21 protein-coding genes are annotated in these 21,586 nt (G+C 73.8%); 9 read left to right on the forward strand and 12 right to left on the reverse strand.

Features of this window, described 5'->3' with window-relative positions; genetic code table 11:
• Nucleotides 1-72: 72 nt before the first annotated feature.
• From ACZ4K2_RS19555 to ACZ4K2_RS19580, 6 genes are all read right to left on the reverse strand, one after another.
• Nucleotides 73-864, reverse strand: coding sequence for an ATP-binding cassette domain-containing protein (locus tag ACZ4K2_RS19555; protein ID WP_467474907.1), 792 nt, complete (start codon nucleotides 862-864; stop codon nucleotides 73-75).
• Nucleotides 861-1,913 (reverse strand): ABC transporter permease, encoded by a 1,053-nt coding sequence (locus ACZ4K2_RS19560; protein ID WP_467474905.1) that lies wholly within the window; start codon nucleotides 1,911-1,913, stop codon nucleotides 861-863. The genes ACZ4K2_RS19555 and ACZ4K2_RS19560 overlap by 4 nt, the downstream gene beginning before the upstream one ends.
• The gene (locus ACZ4K2_RS19565; protein ID WP_467474903.1) at nucleotides 1,910-2,914 is read right to left on the reverse strand and encodes a sugar ABC transporter substrate-binding protein; all 1,005 of its coding nucleotides are present in this window, start codon (nucleotides 2,912-2,914) and stop codon (nucleotides 1,910-1,912) included. Before ACZ4K2_RS19565 ends, ACZ4K2_RS19560 begins: the two co-directional genes overlap by 4 nt.
• A 200-nt stretch (nucleotides 2,915-3,114) precedes the next feature.
• The gene (locus tag ACZ4K2_RS19570; RefSeq protein ID WP_467475207.1) at nucleotides 3,115-3,852 is read right to left on the reverse strand and encodes a GntR family transcriptional regulator; all 738 of its coding nucleotides are present in this window, start codon (nucleotides 3,850-3,852) and stop codon (nucleotides 3,115-3,117) included.
• A 171-nt stretch (nucleotides 3,853-4,023) separates the two neighbouring features.
• Complete coding sequence (locus tag ACZ4K2_RS19575; RefSeq protein WP_467474901.1) at nucleotides 4,024-4,716, reverse strand: response regulator; 693 nt, start codon at nucleotides 4,714-4,716, stop codon at nucleotides 4,024-4,026.
• A gap of 86 nt (nucleotides 4,717-4,802) precedes the next feature.
• Nucleotides 4,803-6,065: a sensor histidine kinase gene (locus ACZ4K2_RS19580; protein WP_467474899.1), complete on the reverse strand. Its 1,263-nt coding sequence runs from the start codon at nucleotides 6,063-6,065 to the stop codon at nucleotides 4,803-4,805.
• A 199-nt stretch (nucleotides 6,066-6,264) separates the two neighbouring features.
• On the opposite strand from ACZ4K2_RS19580, the gene ACZ4K2_RS19585 reads away from it, so the two are divergent.
• Complete coding sequence (locus ACZ4K2_RS19585; RefSeq protein WP_467474897.1) at nucleotides 6,265-6,465, forward strand: hypothetical protein; 201 nt, start codon at nucleotides 6,265-6,267, stop codon at nucleotides 6,463-6,465.
• A gap of 132 nt (nucleotides 6,466-6,597) precedes the next feature.
• Nucleotides 6,598-6,993, forward strand: coding sequence for a ribonuclease domain-containing protein (locus ACZ4K2_RS19590; RefSeq protein WP_467474895.1), 396 nt, complete (start codon nucleotides 6,598-6,600; stop codon nucleotides 6,991-6,993).
• A gap of 101 nt (nucleotides 6,994-7,094) precedes the next feature.
• Here ACZ4K2_RS19590 and ACZ4K2_RS19595 read toward each other — a convergent pair whose 3' ends face one another.
• From ACZ4K2_RS19595 to allB, 3 genes are all read right to left on the reverse strand, one after another.
• Complete coding sequence (locus ACZ4K2_RS19595; RefSeq protein ID WP_467474893.1) at nucleotides 7,095-7,907, reverse strand: AIM24 family protein; 813 nt, start codon at nucleotides 7,905-7,907, stop codon at nucleotides 7,095-7,097.
• Between the two features lie 126 nt (nucleotides 7,908-8,033).
• A complete protein-coding gene (gene alc / locus ACZ4K2_RS19600; RefSeq protein ID WP_467474891.1) occupies nucleotides 8,034-9,149 on the reverse strand; it encodes an allantoicase in 1,116 nt (371 codons plus the stop codon).
• A 52-nt stretch (nucleotides 9,150-9,201) separates the two neighbouring features.
• The gene (gene allB, locus ACZ4K2_RS19605; protein ID WP_467474889.1) at nucleotides 9,202-10,539 is read right to left on the reverse strand and encodes an allantoinase AllB; all 1,338 of its coding nucleotides are present in this window, start codon (nucleotides 10,537-10,539) and stop codon (nucleotides 9,202-9,204) included.
• Between the two features lie 273 nt (nucleotides 10,540-10,812).
• Here allB and ACZ4K2_RS19610 point away from each other — a divergent pair, with 273 nt between their 5' ends.
• Complete coding sequence (locus tag ACZ4K2_RS19610) at nucleotides 10,813-11,607, forward strand: IclR family transcriptional regulator (protein WP_467474887.1); 795 nt, start codon at nucleotides 10,813-10,815, stop codon at nucleotides 11,605-11,607.
• 94 nt (nucleotides 11,608-11,701) lie between these two features.
• Here ACZ4K2_RS19610 and ACZ4K2_RS19615 read toward each other — a convergent pair whose 3' ends face one another.
• Complete coding sequence (locus ACZ4K2_RS19615; protein WP_467474885.1) at nucleotides 11,702-12,019, reverse strand: DUF5955 family protein; 318 nt, start codon at nucleotides 12,017-12,019, stop codon at nucleotides 11,702-11,704.
• 142 nt (nucleotides 12,020-12,161) lie between these two features.
• Here ACZ4K2_RS19615 and ACZ4K2_RS19620 point away from each other — a divergent pair, with 142 nt between their 5' ends.
• Nucleotides 12,162-12,770: a nucleotidyltransferase family protein gene (locus ACZ4K2_RS19620; RefSeq protein WP_467474883.1), complete on the forward strand. Its 609-nt coding sequence runs from the start codon at nucleotides 12,162-12,164 to the stop codon at nucleotides 12,768-12,770.
• A gap of 183 nt (nucleotides 12,771-12,953) precedes the next feature.
• A complete protein-coding gene (gene aceB, locus ACZ4K2_RS19625) occupies nucleotides 12,954-14,576 on the forward strand; it encodes a malate synthase A (protein WP_467474881.1) in 1,623 nt (540 codons plus the stop codon).
• Nucleotides 14,577-14,682: 106 nt separating this feature from the next.
• Here aceB and ACZ4K2_RS19630 read toward each other — a convergent pair whose 3' ends face one another.
• Nucleotides 14,683-15,597 carry a HipA family kinase gene (locus ACZ4K2_RS19630; RefSeq protein ID WP_467474879.1) on the reverse strand — a complete coding sequence of 305 codons (915 nt, stop codon included), beginning with the start codon at nucleotides 15,595-15,597 and terminating at the stop codon, nucleotides 14,683-14,685.
• A 250-nt stretch (nucleotides 15,598-15,847) separates the two neighbouring features.
• On the opposite strand from ACZ4K2_RS19630, the gene ACZ4K2_RS19635 reads away from it, so the two are divergent.
• Nucleotides 15,848-16,189, forward strand: coding sequence for a hypothetical protein (locus tag ACZ4K2_RS19635; RefSeq protein WP_467474877.1), 342 nt, complete (start codon nucleotides 15,848-15,850; stop codon nucleotides 16,187-16,189).
• An 18-nt stretch (nucleotides 16,190-16,207) separates the two neighbouring features.
• Here ACZ4K2_RS19635 and ACZ4K2_RS19640 read toward each other — a convergent pair whose 3' ends face one another.
• Nucleotides 16,208-17,728: an IucA/IucC family protein gene (locus ACZ4K2_RS19640; RefSeq protein ID WP_467474875.1), complete on the reverse strand. Its 1,521-nt coding sequence runs from the start codon at nucleotides 17,726-17,728 to the stop codon at nucleotides 16,208-16,210.
• A 136-nt stretch (nucleotides 17,729-17,864) separates the two neighbouring features.
• Here ACZ4K2_RS19640 and ACZ4K2_RS19645 point away from each other — a divergent pair, with 136 nt between their 5' ends.
• From ACZ4K2_RS19645 to ACZ4K2_RS19655, 3 genes are all read left to right on the forward strand, one after another.
• A complete protein-coding gene (locus ACZ4K2_RS19645; RefSeq protein WP_467474873.1) occupies nucleotides 17,865-19,376 on the forward strand; it encodes an IucA/IucC family protein in 1,512 nt (503 codons plus the stop codon).
• Nucleotides 19,377-19,473: 97 nt separating this feature from the next.
• On the forward strand, nucleotides 19,474-20,736 hold the full coding sequence (locus tag ACZ4K2_RS19650; RefSeq protein ID WP_467474871.1) for a VWA domain-containing protein: 1,263 nt from the start codon (nucleotides 19,474-19,476) through the stop codon (nucleotides 20,734-20,736).
• Nucleotides 20,736-21,536 (forward strand): hypothetical protein, encoded by an 801-nt coding sequence (locus ACZ4K2_RS19655; RefSeq protein WP_467474869.1) that lies wholly within the window; start codon nucleotides 20,736-20,738, stop codon nucleotides 21,534-21,536. The genes ACZ4K2_RS19650 and ACZ4K2_RS19655 overlap by 1 nt, the downstream gene beginning before the upstream one ends.
• Nucleotides 21,537-21,586 lie beyond the last annotated feature (50 nt).

Below are 21,586 nucleotides of genomic sequence, written 5' to 3' on the forward strand. Positions count from 1 at the left end.
GGGCGCGGGCCCGTGCCGGCCGGCCGCGCCGCGGTGGCGGGGCCGCCGGCCGCCGGCGCGGTCCCGCGCCGCTCAGCCACGCCGGAGTTCATGGCGGAGCTCCTCCAGGTCGGACCCGCCGGCCATCTGCCGGGTCAGCTCGTCCAGACTGATCTCGTCCCGGGTGTGGTGGCCCGCCATCGTGCCCCGGCGCAGCAGCACGAACCTGTCCCCCACGAGGTACGCGTGGTGCGGGTTGTGGGTGATCAAGACGACGCCCAGGCCCTCGTCCCGTGCCGCCGCCACATATTTCAGGACCACACCGGACTGCTTCACTCCCAGGGCGGCCGTCGGCTCGTCCAGGATCAGGACCTTCGCCCCGAAGTGGACCGCGCGGGCGATCGCCACGCACTGGCGTTCACCGCCGGAGAGGGTGCCGATGGGCTGGTCGACGTCCCGCAGGTCGATGCCCATGCGCAGCAGCGCCTCGCGGGTGGTGCGGCGCATCAGGCCGGTGTCCAGGCGCTTGAAGGGGCCGGAACCGGTGCGGGGCTCGGAGCCGAGGAAGAAGTTGCGCCAGACCGGCATGAGGGGGACGACGGCCAGGTCCTGGTAGACCGTGGCGATGCCCCGGTCCAGGGCCTCGCGCGGGGAGGCGAGGCGGGTCTCCTCGCCCTCGATGCGCAGGGTGCCCGCGTCGTGCGGGTGCAGGCCCGCGATGGTCTTGATCAGCGTCGACTTGCCCGCGCCGTTGTCGCCGAGGACACAGGTGATCTCGCCCGCGTGGACCTGGAGGGAGACGCCCTCCAGGGCGCGGACGCTGCCGTAGCGCTTGCCGACGCCGGTCAGCTCCACCAGGGGGGTGCGCGTCTGGGTCCCGGTCATTTCGCGGCCTCCGCCCGCTTGCGGACCCAGGCGTTGAGCAGGGTCGCGAGGAGCAGCATCGCTCCGAGGAAGAACTTGAACCAGTCGGGGTTCCACTCGGCGAAGACGATGCCCTTGCTGGTCATGCCGAACAGGAGGGCGCCGACGGCCGAGCCGACCGCGCTCCCGTGCCCGCCGGTGATCAGGCAGCCGCCGATGACGGCCGCGATGATGTAGATCAGCTCGTTGCCGACGCCCTCGCCGGACTGGACGGCGTCGAAGGAGAAGAGCAGGTGCTGGCCGGAGACCCAGGCGCCGAACGCGACGCCCATGTACAGGCCGATCTTGGTCCTGGCGACGGGCACGCCGACCGCGCGGGCCGCGTCCTGGTTGCCGCCGACGGCGAAGATCCAGTTGCCGGTGCGGGTGCGCAGCAGGATCCAGGAGGCGAGGGCGACCATGCCGAGCCACCACAGGATGGTGACCTTGATGCCGACGCCGCCGACGGTGAGCGTCGAGGCGAAGACGGCGTGGGCGCTGGCGAAGCCCTCCATGTCGCCGATGGTCTTGGTGGAGACCGTGCCGTCGATCAGCTTGGTGAAGCCGAGGTTCATGCCGGTCAGCATGAGGAAGGTGCCGAGCGTCACGATGAAGCTGGGCAGCTTGGTGCGGGTGAGCACGAAGCCGTTGAAGGCGCCGACGGCGAGGGTGGCCAGCAGCGAGACGCCGACGCCGACCCAGGTGTTCGCCGTCATCTGGTAGCTGAACATCGACGAGATCAGCGCGGAGGACGTCACCATGACGCCGGCCGACAGGTCGAACTCGCCGCCGATCATCAGCAGGGCCACCGGTACGGCCATGATCCCGATGGTCGAGGAGGCGTACAGGACCGTGCTGAGGCTGGAGGCGCGCAGGAACCCGTCGGCGACGAAGGCGAAGAAGACGAAGACGGCCAGGGCGCCGACGACCGAGCCCAGTTCCGGGCGGGCGAGCAGCTTGCGCAGCACCGGGGCCGGCGGCGTCCCGCCGTCGGCGGTCCCGCCGTCGGCGCGGGCCGGGGTGGCGGTCATCGGGTGCCCCGGTCGGTGTACTCCGCCAGCGCCGGCGCCTGGTCCTTGGTGATGATCTGCGGGCCGGTCAGGACCGGCTTGCCGCCGCCGAGGACGTCGCCGTTGTACTTGTACAGCCACAGCAGGTCGACGGCCTGGTAGCCCTGGAGGTACGGCTGCTGGTCCACGGCGAAGCCGAGGGTGCCGTCCTTCAGCGCGGCCGCCACCTTGGCGTTGAGGTCGAAGGTGTCGATCTCCGCCTTGCTGCCCGCGTCCGTCCGCGCCTTCACGGCGGTGTCGGCGTACGGGGCGCCGAGGGTGACGACGGAGTCGATGGACGGGTCGGCCTGGAGCTTGGCCTCGATCGCGGACTGCACGTCGGGCATGTTGGTGCCGTTGACGTAGAGCTTGCGCAGGGTGCCGCGGAAGGTCTCGGCGACACCGTCGCAGCGCTGCTCGTGGCCGACGTTGCCCTGTTCGTGCAGCACGCACAGGGCCTTCTTCCGGCCGCGCTCGTTCAGCTCGTCACCGACCGCCTCGCCGGCGATGGTCTCGTCCTGCCCGATGTGGGTGAGGGCGCCGAACGCCTTGGACTCCGCGGAGCCGGAGTTCACCGTGATCACCGGGATGCCGGCCTTCTCGGCGCGGGCCACGGCCGCCTTCAGGGCGTCCGGCTTGGCGAGGGTGACGATGATCCCGTCGACCTTCTTGTCGACGGCCGCGTCGACGAGCTGGGCCTGCTGCTGCGCCTCGTCGTCGTGCGAGTACAGGAAGTTGATGTTGTCCTTGATCGCGGCCTGCTTGGCGCCGCTCTGCACGATGTCCCAGAAGGTGTCGCCGTCGCCCGAGTGGGTGATCATGGCGAAGGTCCAGCGCGGGGTGTTCACCGCCGCCCTGCCCTGGGCGGCGGCGGCCTTGCGGGCGTCCTCCGCCCGCTTGCCTCCGGTGCTGCTGCACGCCGCCAGGGACACGGAGAGTGCCCCCGCCAGCGCTATGCCTACCCAGGTCCGAAACCGTGCCACGAGGCCGTGCCCTTCTTGCTGTGCTCTTGCTCTGCTCCGACGTGCGTGAGGGGCGGGTGACCCGGCCGCCGGTGGTTTTCCGGCGGTGGCCTCACCGGCCCCTGACACTCCAGTATCGAGCACGGCGAGCGCGTTGGACACGACCGGGGCACCGCGAACCGGTCACATTGTCCGGACAATGCGACGAAGACCGGGTGCGGTCAGGGGCGGGCGAGGAGCTGGAACTCGAAGGCGTAGCGGCTGGGGCGGTAGGTGTGGTCGCCGTACTCGACCGCGCGGCCGGTGTCGTCGAAGGTGGTCCGCTCCATGGTCAGCAGCGGGGCCCCCTCGGCCTCGGTGAGCCGCTCGGCCTCGGCGGCGGTGGCGCCGCGCGCCCCGATGGACTGGCGGGCGCTGTGCAGGGTGATCCCGGCGGCCCGCAGCAGCCGGTACAGGCCGGTGGCCTCCAACTGGTCGGTGCCGAGGTCGAGCAGGCCGGGCGGCAGGTGGTTGATCAGGTAGGCCATCGGTTCGCCGTGCGCGAGCCGGAGCCGTTCGACGCGGTGCACGTCGGCGCCCTCGGCGACACCGAGCGCGGCGGCGACCGCGGCGGAGGCCGGCACGACCGTGTTGACCAGCACCCGGGTCGCGGGGCGCCGGCCGGCCGCCTCCAGGTCGTCGTAGAGGCTGCTCAGCTCCAGCGGGCGCTTGACCTGGCTGTGCACGACCTGGGTGCCCACGCCCCGGCGCCGGACGAGGAGCCCCTTGTCGACGAGGGACTGGATGGCCTGGCGGACGGTCGGCCGGGACAGGCCGAGCCGCGCGGCCAGCTCGATCTCGTTGCCCAGCAGGCTGCCCGGCGTGAGGGTGCCCTGCTCGATGGCGGCCTCCAGCTGCTGGGAGAGCTGGAAGTACAGCGGCACCGGGGAACCGCGGTCCACGCGGAGGTCGAGCGGCACGGTCGGGTCCACATTCGGTTTCGGCACGGGCCCGAGCGTAGCCCCGTGCCTGGTTGACGGGAAGTCGTGTAGTCCGGTTGTCCGGACATGCACAGGGACAGGGTACGGCGCCGGCCCCGCCTGCTGACGCACCGAGGTCACCGGGGGCCCGGGCCGGCGCGGGGGAATCCCCTAACGCCCGTCGGCGCCCTCGGCGTCTTCCTCCAGGAGCCCCGCGTCGTAGGCGAGGAGCGCGATCTGCACCCGGTTGTCGAGGCCGAGCTTGGCGAGGACGCGGGAGACGTGGGCCTTGACGGTGGCCACGCTGATGAAGAGTTCCGCGGCGATCCCCGCGTTGGCGAGTCCGCGCCCGACGCCGACGGCGACCTCGCGTTCCCGGTCGTTGAGGACGGCGAGCCGCCGGCGCGCGCGGGCCTGCCGGTCGTCGGCGGCGCTGCCGGCCGCGTGCCGCATGAGCTGGCGGGTGACGGCGGGCGACAGCACCGGGTCGCCGGCGGCCACCCGGCGCACGGCGTCGACTATCTCCGCGGGCGGGGTGTCCTTGAGCACGAAGCCGGCGGCACCGGCCCGCAGGGCGTGCAGCACCTGGTCGTCGGCGTGGAAGGTGGTGAGCACGACGACCTGCGGGGCGTTCGGGCGGGCGCGCAGCCGCCGGGTCGCGGTGATCCCGTCCACGGACGGCATCCGGATGTCCATCAGGACGACGTCCGGCCGCGTCCGCCGCACGAGTTCCTCGGCCTGGGCCCCGTCGGCGGCCTCACCGACGACCTCGATGTCCTCGGCCCCGCCGATCATCAGCGCCAGCCCGGCGCGCACCAGGGGGTCGTCGTCGACGAGGAGGAGTCTGATCGGCGTCGCAGTCATGGGCTCACGTAATCACGGTCCGGGGAACGGGGGCGGGGTAATCGGCCGGGAGCGGCGGGCACGCGCGCGTGCGGGGGCCGGGGGGCTCAGGTCCGCGGCCACGGCAGCCAGCCCCGCACCTCGAACCCCCCGTCGCGACGCGCGCCGTGCTCCAGGCGGCCGCCGGCCAGCGTGGCACGTTCGGTGAGGCCGATCAGGCCCTGGCCGGAGCCGGGGACGGGCGGCACCTCGCCGGGCGGCGCGGGGTTGCCGACGGCGACCGTCAGGCCGTCGCCCGGGGCACCGGCGAGGCTCACCGTGACCTCGGCGCCCGGGGCGTGCTTGCGGGCGTTGGTCAGGGCCTCCTGGGCGATGCGGTAGGCGGTGCGGCCGACGGAGGCGGGGACGGCGGCCGGCTCGGCGACCCGGTGGTCGAGGCTGACCCGCATGCCGGCCTCGCGGCACTCGGCGACGAGCGCGTCCAGCGCGGCGAGCGTCGGCTGGGGACGCCCGCCGGTCGGCCCGTCGGACTCGCCGGCCCGCAGTACGCCGATGATCTCGCGCAGGTCCTGGAGGGCCTCGTGGGCACTCTCCCGGATCACCCCGGCGGCCCGGGCGACCTCCTCGCGGGGCGCGTCCGGCCGGAACTCCAGGGCGCCCGCGTGCACGCTGAGCAGGGTGAGCCGGTGGGCGAGCACGTCGTGCATCTCGCGGGCGATGGCCTCGCGCGCCAGTCGCTGCGCCTGCTCGGCACGGAGCCGCGCCTCGGTCTCCGCCCGGTGCGCCCGGTCCCTGAGGCTCAGCATCAGCATCCGCTTGGAGCGGACGAACATGCCCCAGCCGGTGATCGACACCTCGAGCAGCACGGCGAAGACGACGACGCCGAGGTAGGGCAGGTCGGGGTCGGGCCGCACCCAGTAGAGGAGGGGGACCAGCGCGAGGTCGAGGCCGCCGATCCAGGCGACGTACCGGAAGGGCCGGTGCACGGCGAGCGTGAACAGGGCGACCGCCGCCGCGCCGCCCGCGGTGTTGGACAGCAGGCCGACCGGGACCATCGCGACGGCGAGCCCGACCGGCCACCTGCGGCGCAGCCACACGGCGCCGCAGGCGAGCGCGCCCAGCGCCTGGTCGAGGACGGCCAGGGAGCGCGGCAGGCCGGTCTCCGCGGGCAGGGACTGCGCCGCCGCCAGGCCGATGGCGACGGCCAGGAGGAAGCAGGAGAAGTCGACGGCCCAGTCCCGTGCCGTGCGCCGGGGCCGCCGGCCCGCGGCGCCGGCGGGCGGGTCCAGTTGGTGCACCAGCGCGGACGGGAACAGCCAGCGGCGGCCCGTGAACTCCTTCGGCGCCCGCGCCTGCTCGTCATCGCTCACGGTCGGCAAATCTACGCACGGTCCGCGCCCCGCCGCCGCCCCGCACCCCCGATCGCCTACCGATCGCGCGGGATCACCGACCGAAGTCGCACCGCCGCGACTTTCGGCCGGGTCCGCCGCGCCGGACGCAGCCCTTCGGCACCGCGGCCCCGCCCGGCGGCCGATGCGCCGGGGAGCGCCGCGGCGGGAGGCTCGTGGCGTGAGACAGGTACTGGAGTTCCTCGGATTCATGGCACTGGTGCAGGGCGGGCTCGGTCTATTGCACGAGTTCACCGACTGGCACGTGGGCCTGGTGCAGCGGATCGGTTTCCTCGACGGCTACGGGGTCTACGCGAGCGTCGCGCTGGTGCTGCTCGCCTTCGCCCTGTTCGCCGCCGCGGAGAGCGCGGGGTCCGGCTGAGCCGGGCGCGTGTGGGGGCCGTGTGACGACGGCGGGGTCCGTGTGAACGCCCGGGGAAGAGCTGGGACTTCCCGGGGAACCCTGCGTGATTGTCATTGACATGCCACGATCTACGCGCGTCATCATGACGTCATGAGAATCCCCCCGCGCACCACCCGCATCGGCGCCGCCGCCGCCCTGCTGTCCGCCCTCCTCGTGGGCGGCACCGTCTCCGCGACCACGGCGGACGCCGCCACCGCCGCCGTCGGCCGGATCTGCCACAGCGCGCTGCCCCCGCAGGCCGACGACACCCTGAACCTGATCGCGAAGGGCGGGCCCTACCCGTACGCGCAGGACGGCACCGTCTTCCAGAACCGCGAGCGCGTCCTGCCCAGCCGGAGCACGGGCTACTACCACGAGTACACCGTGATCACTCCGGGCTCCCCCACCCGCGGCGCGCGCCGCATCGTCACCGGCCAGGGACAGCGGGAGGACTACTACACGGCGGACCACTACGCCACGTTCGACCTGGTCGACTTCGGCTGCTGAGTCCCCCGCGGACCGGCACGGGGAACGGCGCGCACCACCGGGGGTCCGGCTCCGGGCGGGGCCGGGCCCCCGGCCCCGCCCGGCGGCGGCCGGTACCGGGCTCAGCCGGCGTGGGTCGAGAACAGGCCGCCCGTCGGGCCCTGCTTGTCGCCGCCCTGCGCCTTCTTCAGGGCGTTGGCCAGGCCCTCGATGGTGAGGGACTGGAGGATCACCCGCCCGGCGCCCTCCAGGGTGGCCAGCGACAGGCCCTCGCCACCGAAGACCGCGTTCATCAGGCCCTGGCGGTTCAGGCCGCCGACGCGCTGGACGCCGTACCGGATGCCCTCCTCGAAGGCGACCACGCAGCCGGTGTCGACCTCGATGCGGCCGCCGAAATCGGCGGGGTCGAGGTCGATGAAATTGCCCGCGCCGGCGATGACCACCGTGCCGTGCCCGGTGAACTTCTCCAGGACGAAGCCCTCGCCGCCGCTCATGCCGGTACGGCCGCCGGCGAAGGCGATGCCGAAGTCGACGGTGGACTCGGCGGCCGCGAAGGCGTCCTTCTCGGCGAACCACGCGCGCGTGCCGTCGAGCTCCAGGGCGCGCATCTCGCCGGGCAGCACGCCCGCGAACCCGACCGTGCCCTCACGGCCCCGGGCGGTGAAGTACTGGAAGGCCGCCGACTCGCCGGCCAGCACGCGCTGGCCGACCTGCATGGCGGTGCCCACGGCCTGGCGGAGCAGGCCGCCCATGCCGCCGCCCGGGCCGTCCTGCCGGCGCCCGTCGCCGGACGGGCCGGACAGCCGCGTCTCCATGGTCACGTTCGTGGTCTTGAACAGGAACTTCCCGGCCTCGCAGTAGACGGTCCGGCCGGGGTGCAGGTTGACGACCGCCATCTGCATGGCGTTGCCGACGATCTCTTGCCTGAGGGTCACGTGGAGGACAACGCGAAAAGCGGACGGAGAAGTTCCGGAGTCCTGGGCGGGCTCCGGAACGGATGACGTGAGGGGCGCCCCGGTGCTGTCCGTCCGGGGCGCCCCACGCGTGCGTGCGGGCGGGGATCAGCCGCCCAGCTCCTGGTGGCGGGCGGCGAGGCCGCTCGCGCCCTGCTCGGTCAGCGAACCGAACAGCCGCAGGCGGGAGATGCCGCCGTCGGGGAAGATGTCGATCCGCGCGTGGGTGCCGACCGCCGGCTCGGGCAGGACGAACCGGTGGTTGGTGTCGGGCTGGAGCCGGGTGCGCGGGAGGACCTCGGTCCACTCGCCGTCCTCGCCGTCCCGCACGGAGACCGACGCCCAGCCGGCGCTGTTGCCCTTGAGGTACGCCGTGTCGATCTCGACGGCGCGGATCTGGGACTGGGCGGCGAGCTGGTACCGGATCCAGTCGTTGCCCTGGTCGCGGCGGCGCCGGGTCTCCCAGCCGTCGTCCATCTTGCGGGAGCGGCCCGGCTGGATGGTGTTGGTCGCCGGGGAGTAGAAGAGGTTGGAGGCGTCCTCGACCTGGCCGCCGTTCTCCAGGGCCACCAGGTCGAAGGTGCCGAGGGCCGCCAGCCACTCGGGGTCCGGGACGACCTTGCCGTACACCCGCAGGCGGGCGATGCCGCCGTCGGGGTGCTGGTTGAGCCGCAGGTGGGTGAAGCGCTGCTCGGCCGAGACGGCGAAGCCGTTGGCCGCGTGGCCGCCGACCGCGGTGCGCGGGACCAGGGTGGTCCACTTGACGTCGTCGGCGAGCAGTTCCTCGGGCGAGGGCGAGCCGGGCACGGAGGCGCCCTGGATCGAGATCGCCTGCGGGTAGTTGCCGCGGAAGTGGGCGGTGTCGACGACGATCCCGCGAATCACGCCGGGCGCGCCGAGGCGGATCAGCGCCCAGTCGTGGTCCTCGGCGGTCGGCCACGGGTGCCCGGCGGAGACGCCGCGCCGGCGGCGCGTCTCCCAGCCGTCCATGATCTTGCCCTTGTGGCCGAAGTGCTCGGGGTCGAACTCGGCGCGCTCGGGCACCAGCAGGTTCTCCCGCTGGGCGAAGAACTCGTCGTTCGCGGCGATGACACCGGCGCCGAGCTGCCGGTCGGCAAGATTGGCGTACTGGGTGAAGGGGAAGTCGGCGGTGCGGTAGTCCGCGTACGGGTCGCCGCCTCCGTAGGGGTTCGCGTCGCCGGTGAAGCTCGGTATCGCCGTCACGGTGATCAGTAGGTCCTTTCTGGAGTCGGCCGGGGGAATGGAAGGTGGCTCATCAGGGGCGGGCGAGCAGCGTGCCCTTCGGCTCGGTGAACTCGCCGTCGGCGACGATGCGTTCGCCGCGCAGCCAGGTGGACTTGACGACGCCGTACAGGGTCCTGCCGGCGTAGGCGGTGACCCGGTTGCGGTGCTGGAGGCCGGCCGGGTCGACGGTGAAGGTCTCGTCGGGGGCGAGGACGGCGAAGTCGGCGTCGCGGCCGGGGGCGATGGCGCCCTTGTGCGCGTCGAGGCCGGCCAGCTCGGCGGTCCGCGCGGACATCCAGCGGACCACGTCCTCCAGGCCGTGACCGCGCTCGCGGGCCGCCGTCCACACGGCGGACAGGCTGAGCTGGAGGCCGGAGATGCCGCCCCACGCGGTGGCGAAGTCCTCGGTCTTCAGGTCGGCGGTGGAGGGCGAGTGGTCGGTGACCACGCAGTCGATGGTGCCGTCGGCCAGCGCCTCCCACAGCAGGTCCTGGTTGGCGGCCTCGCGGATGGGCGGGCAGCACTTGAACTCGCTGGCGCCGTCCGGGACCTCCTCGGCGGTGAGTGTGAGGTAGTGCGGGCAGGTCTCCACGGTGACGCGGACGCCTTCGGCGCGGGCGGCGCGGATCAGCGGCAGGGCGTCGGCGGAGGACAGGTGGAGCACGTGCACGCGGGCGTTCAGCCGCCGGGCCTGCGCGATCAGGCTCGCGATGGCCGTGTCCTCGGCGTCGCGCGGCCGGGAGGCGAGGAAGTCGGCGTACTTCGGGCCGCCGTGCTGCGGGGCCGCGGCCAGGTGGTGCGGGTCCTCGGCGTGCACGATGAGCAGCCCGTCGAACCCGGCGATCTCCGCCATGGACTGGGCGAGCTGCTCCTGGTCCAGGTGCGGGAACTCGTCCACACCGGACGGGGACAGGAAGGCCTTGAAGCCGAAGACCCCGGCGTCGTGCAGCGGGCGCAGGTCCTTGACGTTGTCGGCCAGGGCGCCGCCCCAGAAGCCGACGTCGATGTGCGCCTTGTCCCGGGCCACGTCCTGCTTGATCCGCAGGTGGTCGACCGTGGTGGTCGGGGGCAGGGAGTTGAGCGGCATGTCGATCAGGGTGGTGATGCCGCCGGCCGCCGCCGCGCGGGTGGCGGTCCAGAAGCCCTCCCACTCGGTCCGGCCCGGGTCGTTGACGTGTACGTGGGTGTCGACCAGGCCGGGCAGCAGCACGTGGTCCCCGACGTCCTCCAGCCGGGCCGCCGCCGGTACCTCGGCGTCGTACGGCAGGACGGCCGTGATCTTCCCGCCGGACACGGTGACCGCGGCGGCCCGCGTCCCTTCCGGAGTGATCACGCGCGTCGAGCGCAGCACCAGTTCAGCGTCGGACACCCGAACCCCTCTCTCTACCGTTGTCGCACGTCCAGGAAACGGGAGCTTCAGCCACGTAACGGACTTCAACGTTCTGTTGAAGGAGTCTTCACTCCCGCCCTCCGGCCGTCAAGGGCCCCACTTCGAGGCAGGACGGCAGGAACGCCCCCTCTAGACGTTTCCACAAAGCGGAATTAGAATTCCATCAAGCAGAACGTAGCTACGTACAAGCGGGGAGTCAACCGGCTGCCGGGTAGGCTTCTTCCCTCCCGTCAGCCCCGAAAGGAACGCGCCGTGCCGACGTCCAGCGCCAGCACCACCGACTCCGCCAAGCCCGCCGCCGCCGGCGGTGTGCAGTCCCTGGAGCGTGCCTTCGACCTGCTCGAGCGGATGGCGGACGCCGGCGGCGAGGTGGGCCTGAGTGAACTGTCCGCGACCAGCGGACTGCCGCTGCCGACCATCCACCGGCTGATGCGCACGCTGGTCGCCTGCGGCTACGTGCGCCAGCAGGCCAACCGGCGGTACGCGCTCGGGCCCCGGCTGATCCGGCTCGGCGAGTCCGCCTCCCGGCTGCTCGGCACCTGGGCGCGGCCCTACCTGGCGCGGCTGGTGGAGGAGACCGGCGAGACGGCGAACATGGCGCTGCTCGACGGCGACGAGATCGTGTACGTGGCCCAGGTGCCCTCGAAGCACTCGATGCGCATGTTCACCGAGGTGGGGCGGCGGGTGCTGCCGCACTCGACCGGTGTGGGCAAGGCGCTGCTCGCCGGGGTGCCGGACGCCGAGGTGCGGGCCCTGCTGTCCCGGACCGGGATGCCGGCCGCCACGGAGAAGACCATCACCACGCCGGACGGGTTCCTGGCGGCGCTGGACGACGTCCGGCGGGCGGGGTACGCCGTCGACGACAACGAGCAGGAGATCGGGGTGCGCTGCCTGGCGGTGTCCGTGCCGGACAGCCCGACGGCCGCCGCGATCTCGATCTCCGGGCCGGCCGGGCGGGTCACCGAGGCCGCCACCGACAAGATCGTGCCGGTGCTCCAGCAGATCGCCCTCGAACTGTCCCACGCACTGGCCAGCTCAGGCGCCTGACCCACACCGGCCTGACCCGCACCGGCCCGCGACCGCGCGGGGCACGGGCGGAGGTGTGTCTGCCCCGGCCTGCCGCGCGCCCGGCGGGCCCGGCTCAGGAGTGCCGGGGCGGCTGACCGAACAGTTCCACCGCCTCGCGTACGTCGCGCAGCCCGAGCGCCAGCGCGCTGACCGAGCCGATCGCGCCCGCGATCAGCAGCAGCGAGCCGCGCAGGCGCGGGACCTCCGGGAGGCCGCCCGCGGCCATCGCGGCCAGGGCCGCCAGCTCGTCCTCGGCTATCGCCCGGTCGGGGAAGTCCGCCGGCAGGGCGGCGAGTTCGCGGCGCAGCCGGGAGACCGCGGTCCGCAGCCCCACCACCCTCGGATCCTCGCCGCTGCCGGTCACCGGCCTCTGCCCCAAGCTCCGCAACACAGCCCTCCCCCTGGCACGCCGTCGTGCGCGGGTCAGTAAACGCCCTCCCGTGCGGGAGCGCCACAGCGCGAACCGAAATTCAGCCCACCGGAAACGGGCCGCGCGGAGGGCCGGTTCCGCCGCCGTCGGGTATGCAGGACCCATGACGGACAACCATGATCCACGGGGGGAAATCGCGGGGCTGCTGCTCGCCGCCGGCGGCGGCAGACGGCTCGGCGGGCGCCCCAAGGCACTGCTGACGCACCGGGGCCGGCCCCTGGTCGAACACGCGGTCGGCGTGCTGCGGGCGGCGGGCTGCACACGCCTCCACGTGGTGCTGGGGGCCGCGGCGGACGAGGTGCGCGAGCGCGCGGTGCTGGACGGCTGCGTCCTCGTGGAGAACCCGGACTGGGCGGAGGGCATGGGCTCGTCGCTGCGGGCGGGACTGGCCTCGCTCGCCGGCACCCGAGCGCGTGCCGCCCTGGTCGCCCTGGTCGACCAGCCCGGCATCGGACCCGCGGCGGTGGCCCGGGTGCTCGCCGCCCACGAGGACGAGAAATCGCTGGTCTCGGCCGCCTACGACGGGGTACGCGGCCACCCCGTGCTGTTCGGTGCCGCGCACTGGGCGGGCATCGCGCGGACGGCGACCGGGGACCGGGGGGCGCGGGCCTACCTCACGGCGCACCGGGCGGAGATCCGGCTCGTGGAGTGCGGTGACGTGGCCGAGGCGTACGACATCGACACCGAGGCCGACCTGAGCCACCTTGAGTGAGCGGGGTGGCACGGGGCGCCACCTTCCCTCGACCCAGAGAATCTCGACATCAACACACCTTGAAGTTCCACGATGAGGAAACTACTATCCACTGTTCAGAAGCGCCTGACCGCACAGTGGGCGCTGATGTCCTATTTCGTGCCACTTGGCACACGGTGCCACCGCTGAAGGAAGTGACAGCTCATGTCCGCACCAGCGTCCCCGCTGGCCATCGTCGACGCCGAGCCCCTGCCCCGGCAGGAAGAGGTCCTCACGGACGCTGCGCTCGCCTTCGTGGCGGAGCTGCACCGGCGGTTCACCCCGCGCCGTGACGAACTCCTGGCCCGCCGGGCCGAGCGCCGCGCCGAGATCGCCCGCACCTCCACGCTCGACTTCCTCCCCGAGACCGCCGCCGTCCGCGCGGACGACTCCTGGCGGGTCGCCCCGGCCCCGGCCGCGCTGACCGACCGGCGCGTCGAGATCACCGGTCCCACCGACCGCAAGATGACCATCAACGCGCTCAACTCGGGCGCCCGGGTCTGGCTCGCCGACTTCGAGGACGCCTCCGCGCCCACCTGGGAGAACGTCGTCCTCGGCCAGGCCAACCTGATCGCCGCCTACACCCGCGCCATCGACTTCACCGACGAGCGCACCGGCAAGTCGTACGCCCTGCGCCCGAACGAGGAGCTGGCGACGGTCGTCATGCGGCCGCGCGGCTGGCACCTGGACGAGCGCCACCTCGTCGACGCCGACGGCCGTCCGGTCCCGGGCGCCCTGGTCGACTTCGGCCTCTACTTCTTCCACAACGCCCAGCGGCTGCTGGACCTCGGCAAGGGCCCGTACTTCTACCTGCCGAAGACCGAGTCGCACCTGGAGGCCCGGCTGTGGAACGAGGTGTTCGTCTTCGCCCAGGACTACGTCGGCATCCCGCAGGGGACCGTCCGCGCCACCGTGCTGATCGAGACGATCACGGCCGCGTACGAGATGGAGGAGATCCTCTACGAACTCCGCGACCACGCCTCCGGGCTGAACGCCGGCCGCTGGGACTACCTGTTCTCCATCGTCAAGAACTTCCGTGACGGCGGCGCCCGGTTCGTCCTGCCGGACCGCAACGCGGTCACCATGACCGCCCCGTTCATGCGGGCGTACACCGAACTCCTGGTCCGCACCTGCCACAAGCGCGGCGCGCACGCCATCGGCGGCATGGCCGCCTTCATCCCGTCCCGCAGGGACGCGGAGGTCAACAAGGTGGCCTTCGAGAAGGTCCGCGCCGACAAGGACCGCGAGGCGAACGACGGCTTCGACGGCTCCTGGGTCGCCCACCCCGACCTGGTGCCGATCGCGATGGAGTCCTTCGACAAGGTCCTCGGCGACAAGCCGAACCAGAAGGACCGGCTCCGCGAGGACGTGCGCGTCGAGGCCGCCGACCTGATCGCGATCGACTCGCTCGACGCCAGGCCGACGTACGACGGCCTGGTCAACGCCGTCCAGGTGGGCATCCGCTACATCGAGGCGTGGCTGCGCGGACTCGGCGCGGTGGCCATCTTCAACCTCATGGAGGACGCGGCCACCGCCGAGATCTCCCGCTCGCAGATCTGGCAGTGGATCAACGCCGGCGTCGAGTTCGAGAACGGCGACAAGGCCACCCCGGAGCTGGCCCGCAAGGTCGCCGCCGAGGAGCTCGACGCCATCCGCAAGGAGATCGGCGAGGAGGCCTTCGCGGCCGGCCACTGGCAGGAGGCGCACGACCTGCTGCTGCGCGTGTCCCTGGACGAGGACTACGCCGACTTCCTCACCCTGCCGGCGTACCAGCAGCTCAAGGGCTGATCCCCGCGTCCTCCGGCCCTCGGGAGGAGCGGCCCCGGGTGGCCCCGGCATCCGCCGGGGCCACCCGGTCGCATGTGGGGGCACGGCCCGGCCGCCGCGGGGCGGCTCAGCCGAGGTGCGCGGACCAGTCCTGTTCCGCGGCCGGCTCGCCGTGCAGGTCGGGCACCCGCTTCAGCCAGGCCGGGCGGCCCGCCTGCGTGCGCGCCGCGCGGGCCGCCTCCTCCGCCGCGAGCTCCTCGCGGGTCGGGAAACCCGTGGGCAGCCACTGCGGCGAGAGCCGGACGCGGTCCAGCAGGTAGCCGACGTAGGCGTCACGGACGTCGTCGGGCGTGGCGAACCCGGCGTCCTCGGCGAGCCAGGCGTCCGGGACCTCGGCGACGATGCCGCGCAGCAGTTCCTCCGTCACCCGGGGCGCCAGCTCCGCGTCGGCGGCGCGCACGTCGGGGCCGTAGTGGCCGAGGGCGTGGTGGCGGAAGTCGTACCCGCGGCCCGGGGCCGTGGTGTCCCAGCGGTGGTGGAAGACCAGGGCGGCGCCGTGGTCGATCAGCCACAGCCGCGGGGGCACGGTGCCGAGTGTCGGCCAGACCATCAGGTTGGAGCTGTGCACCGTGCGGTCGACGTTGACGGTGAGCGCGTCCAGCCAGACGATCCGGCCGGCCTCCAGCGGGTCCACCGGGAAGGTCCCGGCGACCTCCGGGGTGAAGTCGCGGGCGCCCGGCAGGTGGTCCATGCCGAGGTTGACGCCCGCGCTGGCGCCGTGCAGGTCGCGCACCTCCTGGTGCGGCTCCGCGGCGGCGATGGCGGGGTCGAAGTGGACGAGGACCAGTTCAGGGAAGCGCAGGCCGAGCGCGCGGGCGAGTTCCCCGACGATGATCTCGGCGACCAGTGCCTTGTGGCCCTGCGCGGAGCCGGTGAACTTGACGACGTACGTCCCGAGGTCGTCGGCCTCGACGACCGCGGGCACGGAACCGCCGGAGCGCAGGGGCTCGACGTAGCGGGTCGCGGCGACTTCTCTCAACATCTCGGGGACTCCCCCACTCACTGGCCTTGCGTTCCACGGCCACGCCCAGGACGCTGCGGTTCGGGCGAACGTCCACGATCGGCCCCGGGGAGAGCCGTGCCCCTCTCTCCCCCGGCCTCCGGCATCAAGTGAGCATAGTAACCGGCAGTGACGGCACGCGCCGGTGTGGCCCCGGTCCCCCGGCACGCAGAGGGGTGAGAACGTCGGCCCCGCCAGTGGAAGAATTCCCAGAAGAGGCGAGAGGCAGATCGTGGTCCGGAAGTCCGTACTCGACGACACGGGGAGAAGCGTCGTCGGGGCGGAGTTCGACTACGTCGCCTACTACCGCGATCCGGAATTCGGTCCCGTCGGCGCGGTCCGCTTCAAGTCCGCGGAAGTCTCGACACCGGATCGGGCGGAGGTCCTCGGTGTCGTGGCGGAAGGGGTGCAGGAATTCGTCATGGACCATTACGTCACCGTCTGGCCCGTCTGCGACCGCCACTCCTTCGGTCTGCATGTGAATCATCTCCGTGACACCGCGGTGTGGGAATGCCATGGCGGGCCTGCGGGCGGTCATGTGGTGAGGGCGGTCGACCCTTCGGTCCGGTTGTAGCGCGGGGACCCCCGTCCGTCAGGTTCCGGACGGCGCGTGCTCCCCTCTCAGGGGGTTCGGCAGGGGCCGGTACCGGGCGTCCGCGCCGTCCGCCCCCGTCCAGCGCAGCAGCAGGTTCGTCTTGCCGGGCAGGGTGGGCGCGGTGAGCAGGGCGGGGATCTCGGGCAGGTGGTGCCGGGCGAGTTCGCGGCGGGCGGCGTGCCACGGGTCGAAGCCGGGGTGCCGGTCGGCGAGCGCACCGGCGATCTCGCTGAGGTGGTTGACGACCAGGCAGTACACCAGCCGCTCCCAGCCGGCGGCCCGGCCGGTGTCCGGCACCAGTTTCGCGCCCTCGGCGTCCCGGAACAGGGCCTGCACGGGCGTGCCGGCCGCGTCCACGGCGACGAGGGTGTTCTGCAGGTGGGCCTCCAGGACGACCCCGTGCTCGCCGAACGCGGCCAGTGCGGGCGGCACGACCTGCCGCAGGTACGCCTCCCACCAGCCGGCCGGATCGGCCGCGGCGGCCAGCGGGCTGCCCTCGAAGCCCTCGGCGAGACCGGCCGCGAGCAGCGGGGTGGCGCCCGGCAGCAGGTGGCCGCGCAGCCCGTCGCGGACCAGCACGGCCAGTTCCTCGAAGGCGTAGGCGGCGGTGCGGTAGCCGCGGTCGCTCAGCCAGGCCGCGGACGGGCCCAGCGCGGCGAAGGCGCGCCGCGCGGCGGTGTCGGTGCGGCGCAGCCGGAGCAGGTCGTGCCGCCACAGCCGGCGGACGTCGTTGGTGATGCGCACGTCCAGGCTGAACTTCAGGAACAGGTCGCGGCGGGGCTCGTAGACCGTGCGGACGGCGGCCGTGGGCCAGGCGGCGAAGGCGGTGGTGCCGAGCCGCAGCAGCCGGCCGTCGGCGAACGCGGGGGCGAGGTCGCGGGCGGTCAGGTCGAGCTGCCAGGGGTGGGCGGGCAGCAGCCGGTAGCCGGGCGGGGCCGTGCCGAGGGCGTCCAGGGCGGTGGTGTCGCCCTCCTCGACGACCTGGTCCTCCCGGACGCCGAGCAGCACCAGCGGGAAGCGGGCGTGCGCCTCGGGGGCGTAGGGCAGCCAGGACGCGACCGGGCCGCCGCCGCGCGCCTTGGGGGCGGGGTGGTGGGGGTGGCCGGTGAGCAGCGACTGCTCGGAGCGCAGATAGGGGTCCCCGGGGGCGGTGGCCCGGGCCCGGGCGGTGAGCAGGGCGGCGACCGCGTCCCGGCTGTCGATCATCTCGGCGGGCAGGTCGCCGCCGGGCAGGCCGGTGTGCCGGCGCAGTTCCTCGGCGACCAGTTTGACCAGTTCGGGGTGGCCGATGCGGCGCCAGGCCCCGTCCGTGTACAGCTCGGGGTCCGCGGGGCGCCGTCCGGCGCGCACCCGCAGCAGGCGTCCGCCCGGCAGCCGGTGGACGCGGCGGTCGCCGCCGGCGTCCGGCAGCGGCTCGGCGACCTCCCGCAGCAGGCAGTTGAGCAGGGGCGCGGCCGCGTACGCGTCGGCGCGGCGGCCGTCCTCGCCGGTGGGGGGTGTGAGGTCCACGCGTTCCATTCGTCCGTCGTCCAGGGCCCGCGGCCGTCCCCGCGCACGCCGGGTGCGCCGTCCGGGACCGGTGATGATCAGTATGGCTGCCGCCCCGGCAGTCCCCGACAATCGTGCCGTGCCCGCGTACCCGAGGAGTCCCGCCGTGCACCGTCCTTCCGCCACCGAGGCCGAGATCGCCGAGGAGCTGGCCGCCGTACGGCCCGGTCTGCTGCCCCGGTACGCGGCGGAGCTGCCGGGGGCCCACGCCGCCGTGCTGACCCGGCTGTGGCGGGCGCTGGCCCATGAGCCGCTGCCGTGGGTCGCGGCCCGGGTGCCGGGGCCGCACGGCCTCGCCCTGCGCCTGGCCGACGGCCGGACGCTGCACGGTCCGCACCCGGACCCGTACGCCACGAGCGCGTACGTGACGGCCGTACGCCTGGACCGGGAGCGGTACACCGAGCCGGCGCGCCTGACGGCCGCGCTCGGGGTGCCGCACGCGTCCGCCCTCGCGGTGGAGCTGGCCGGCAGCGTGGCCTCGCTGGCGCTGTCCCGGGCCGGCGCGGATCACCCGAAGGAGTGGCCCGAGCAGGACTGGGAGTGGGAGCAGCGGGTGGTCGACGGGCACCCGTTCCATCCGAACTGCCGCTCCCGGCCCGGTTTCTCGGTGGCGGAGCAGCTCGCGTACGGCCCGGAGCACGGGCCCGTCGTCGAGCTGGGCACGGTGGCGGTGCCGGCGGCGGACTGCCTGCTGTCCGGGGCGTGGCCGGACGAGCTGCGCTCGGCCGGCCGGCTGCTGGTGCCGGTCCACCCCTGGCAGGCCGCTCATGTGCTGCGGCGGCCGTGCGACGCCTGGCGTCCGGCCCGGCCGCTGATGTCGCTGCGCACCCTGGCGCTGTCCGGCGGGCCGCACGTGAAGACCGCGCTCAGCGCCCGGCTGACGTCGTCGGTGCGCGACATCTCGGGTTACTCGGTGCGGGCGGCGGCGCCGCTGTCCGGCTTCGCCGAGGACCTGGCGGCGCGCACGGGCGGGCTGCTGCACTTCACCCGGACGCTGGGGGCGGTCACGGCCCACTCCCCGGATCTGGCCGCGCTGCTGCGGGAGTCGCCGGAGGTGTACGCGGCTCCGGGCGAGCGGGTGCTGCCGGTGGCCGCGCTCGCCACCACGTCCCTGCCCGGTTCCCCCGCCTGGCTGGCCGCGTTCGCCCGGCTGGCGCTGACGGTGGGCCTGCGTCTGCTGGACCTCGGGGTGGCGCTGGAGGCGCACGGCCAGAACCTGCTGGTGGTGCTGTCGGCCGAGGGCGCCCCGCTGCGCCTGGTCTACCGGGACCTCGCCGACATCCGGATCAGCCCCGCCCGCCTGGCCCGGCACGGCATCGCCCCGCCCGCCCTCACCGGCCGGCTGGTCACGGACGACGTGACCGCCCTGCGCCGCAAGCTGTTCGGCTCCCTGGTGGCGGGCGCGCTGGCCGGCACGGCGGGCTCGGGCCCGGCGCTGGCCGCGGCCCTCGACGCCGTGCTGCCCGGACTGCCCGCCACCGCGGACCTGCGGGCGCTGCGCGAGGACCCGGTGCCGGCGAAGGCGCTGACCCTGATGCGGCTCTCCCCCGGCCGGGGCGGCGACCTCTGGACGGCCCTGCCGCGTCCTGGCACGACCGGTTTCCCGGCGGCGGACTGACCCCGCGTCACCTCCGCGGCGGGCGCGCGGTGCGGCGGGGAGGAGATCGCCGCCGGACGTTTTGGAGTCCGGCGCGTCCGGTCAATAGGATCCGGCGATGATCACAAGACAACGGCTGGCGGCGGGCGTCTGTGCTCTGCTCGCCGCCCTGACGGCCGGGTTGGCGTTCCCCGCCGGAGCGGCAGCCGACGAGACGGAGCAGGCCGCCCCGAAGGTCGAACTGGTGCTGGACGTCAGCGGCTCCATGCGTACCCGTGACATCGACGGCGGCAGCCGGATGGCCGCGGCGAAGCAGGCGTTCAACGAGGTGCTGGACGCGACGCCGGAGGAGGTGCGGCTCGGTATCCGCACGCTCGGCGCCGACTACCACGGCAACGACCGCAAGGAGGGCTGCAAGGACACCGCGCAGCTCTACCCGGTCGGCCCGCTGAACCGGACCGACGCGAAGGCGGCCGTGGCGACGCTGGCGCCGACCGGCTGGACCCCGATCGGGCCCGCCCTGCTGAAGGCGGCGGACGACCTCGACGGCGGGGCCGGCACCCGGCGCATCGTCCTGATCAGCGACGGTGAGGACACCTGCCGGCCGCTCGACCCGTGCGAGGTGGCACGGGAGATATCGGCCAAGGGCATAGGGCTGACCATCGACACCCTCGGCCTGGTGCCGGACGCCAAGACCCGCGCCCAGCTCAGCTGCATCGCGGACGCGACCGGCGGCACCTACACCGACGTCCGCCACAAGGAGGAACTGACGGACCGGGTGGGCGAGTTGGTGGACCGGGCGGCCGATCCGGTGGTGACGCCGGTGGCCACCGAGGGCGCGGACCGCTGCGAGCGGGCGCCGGCCCTGAAGTCCGGGCTGTACACCGACCGCGAGGAGTTCGGGCAGCAGCGCTGGTACAAGGTCGACGTCGAGCCCGGCCAGGAGCTGCGCGCCTCGGTGAGCGTGGCGGACGACCGGGCCGTCGACCCGAACTACGGCGTGCTGCTGCGGGCGGTGACCGTGCACGGCCGGGAGATCGTGCGCGGCGAGGCCGCGGGCACCGGCCGCACGGACGTCATCTCCACCGGCCTGCGCTACCCGAAGGCGGACAGCGACGACGAGTCGGCGCCCGCGGAGACGGTGTGCCTCCAGGTCACCCAGTCGTTCGCGGCCGCCGCGGGCGTCAAGACGACCCCGGGCCTGCCGCTGGAGCTGACCGTCGACGTGGTCGACGGGCCGTCGGGCCACCGCGACGTGGCCGCCTTCGGTCTCGGCCGCGGCTGGTGGCTGCTCGGCACGCTGGTGCTGATCGGCTTCCTGGCGGGTCTGCTGTGGGGCTGGCTGTCACGCTGGCGGGTCGCGGTCTGGAGGACGAACTGATGCGGATCACACGAGTACTGGGCACCGCGCTGCTGGCGCTGGGCCTTGCGGCCGGACCGGCCGCCGCCGGCTCCTCGCCCTCCCCGAGCGCCACGGGCGACGGCGGGTCGTCCACCCGGGCGGGCACCTCGTTCCGCACGGCCGCGGAGATCGAGCAGGGCGAGCGGGCCACCGCGTCCGGCTCCACCGGCGACTACCTGTACTGGTCCTTCCCCGCCGACACCGGGCAGCGCCCCACCGTCGAGGCGAAGGTCAAGCTGCCGGCCACGCACGGCGCGCAGACCTGGCAGCTCGACGTGTACGACGGGCTGCGGCGCCGCCAGTCCTGCCAGTACGGCGCCACCCCCCGCACCGCCGCCCAGGACGCCGCCTCGGTCGAACTGGCCTGTGTGATGCGCACGGTGCGTGGCTGGTCGGAGCCGTGGGCCGACGACCCGCTGCCGGGCACGTACTACGTCCGGCTCACGGTGGTCGACCTCCGCGCCGCCGACCTGGGGCAGCCGATCGGCGCCGAAGTACGCGTCGACTCCAAGGACATCGGCGGCGCGGCCGCCGTGGACGGCAGGCTGGGCAAGCCGCTGGTCCCCGGGATCGCGCTCAAGTCCGGTGAGGACGAGCAGAGTTCCAGGAAGGCGGTGCTGTCCAGCTTCGGCTCGGACGACGGCTGGTCCTCCGGCTGGTGGTCCGACCGCTGGGTGTGGACCGGGATCGGGGCCGTGCTGGCCGCGCTCGCCGGGATCGGCGGGTACGCGCTGACGCGGGGTTCCGGCCGGCCGTCCCGGGTGCCGCCGGGCGCCTGAGCCGTTCCGCCACCCGCGGCCCCGCGGCCGGAGGCCCGCCCTCCTCGGGG

The sequence above is a fragment of the Streptomyces sp. NPDC025833 genome (assembly GCF_055558055.1).

Coding starts and splice junctions, on each gene's coding strand:
- ACZ4K2_RS19555 (WP_467474907.1), bottom strand. CDS start 864: ATGACCGGGACCCAGACGCGCACCCCCCTGGTGGAGCTGACCGGCGTC.
- ACZ4K2_RS19560 (WP_467474905.1), bottom strand. CDS start 1,913: ATGACCGCCACCCCGGCCCGCGCCGACGGCGGGACCGCCGACGGCGGG.
- ACZ4K2_RS19575 (WP_467474901.1), bottom strand. CDS start 4,716: ATGACTGCGACGCCGATCAGACTCCTCCTCGTCGACGACGACCCCCTG.
- ACZ4K2_RS19590 (WP_467474895.1), top strand. CDS start 6,598: ATGAGAATCCCCCCGCGCACCACCCGCATCGGCGCCGCCGCCGCCCTG.
- ACZ4K2_RS19620 (WP_467474883.1), top strand. CDS start 12,162: ATGACGGACAACCATGATCCACGGGGGGAAATCGCGGGGCTGCTGCTC.
- aceB (WP_467474881.1), top strand. CDS start 12,954: ATGTCCGCACCAGCGTCCCCGCTGGCCATCGTCGACGCCGAGCCCCTG.
- ACZ4K2_RS19630 (WP_467474879.1), bottom strand. CDS start 15,597: ATGTTGAGAGAAGTCGCCGCGACCCGCTACGTCGAGCCCCTGCGCTCC.
- ACZ4K2_RS19640 (WP_467474875.1), bottom strand. CDS start 17,728: ATGGAACGCGTGGACCTCACACCCCCCACCGGCGAGGACGGCCGCCGC.
- ACZ4K2_RS19650 (WP_467474871.1), top strand. CDS start 19,474: ATGATCACAAGACAACGGCTGGCGGCGGGCGTCTGTGCTCTGCTCGCC.
- ACZ4K2_RS19655 (WP_467474869.1), top strand. CDS start 20,736: ATGCGGATCACACGAGTACTGGGCACCGCGCTGCTGGCGCTGGGCCTT.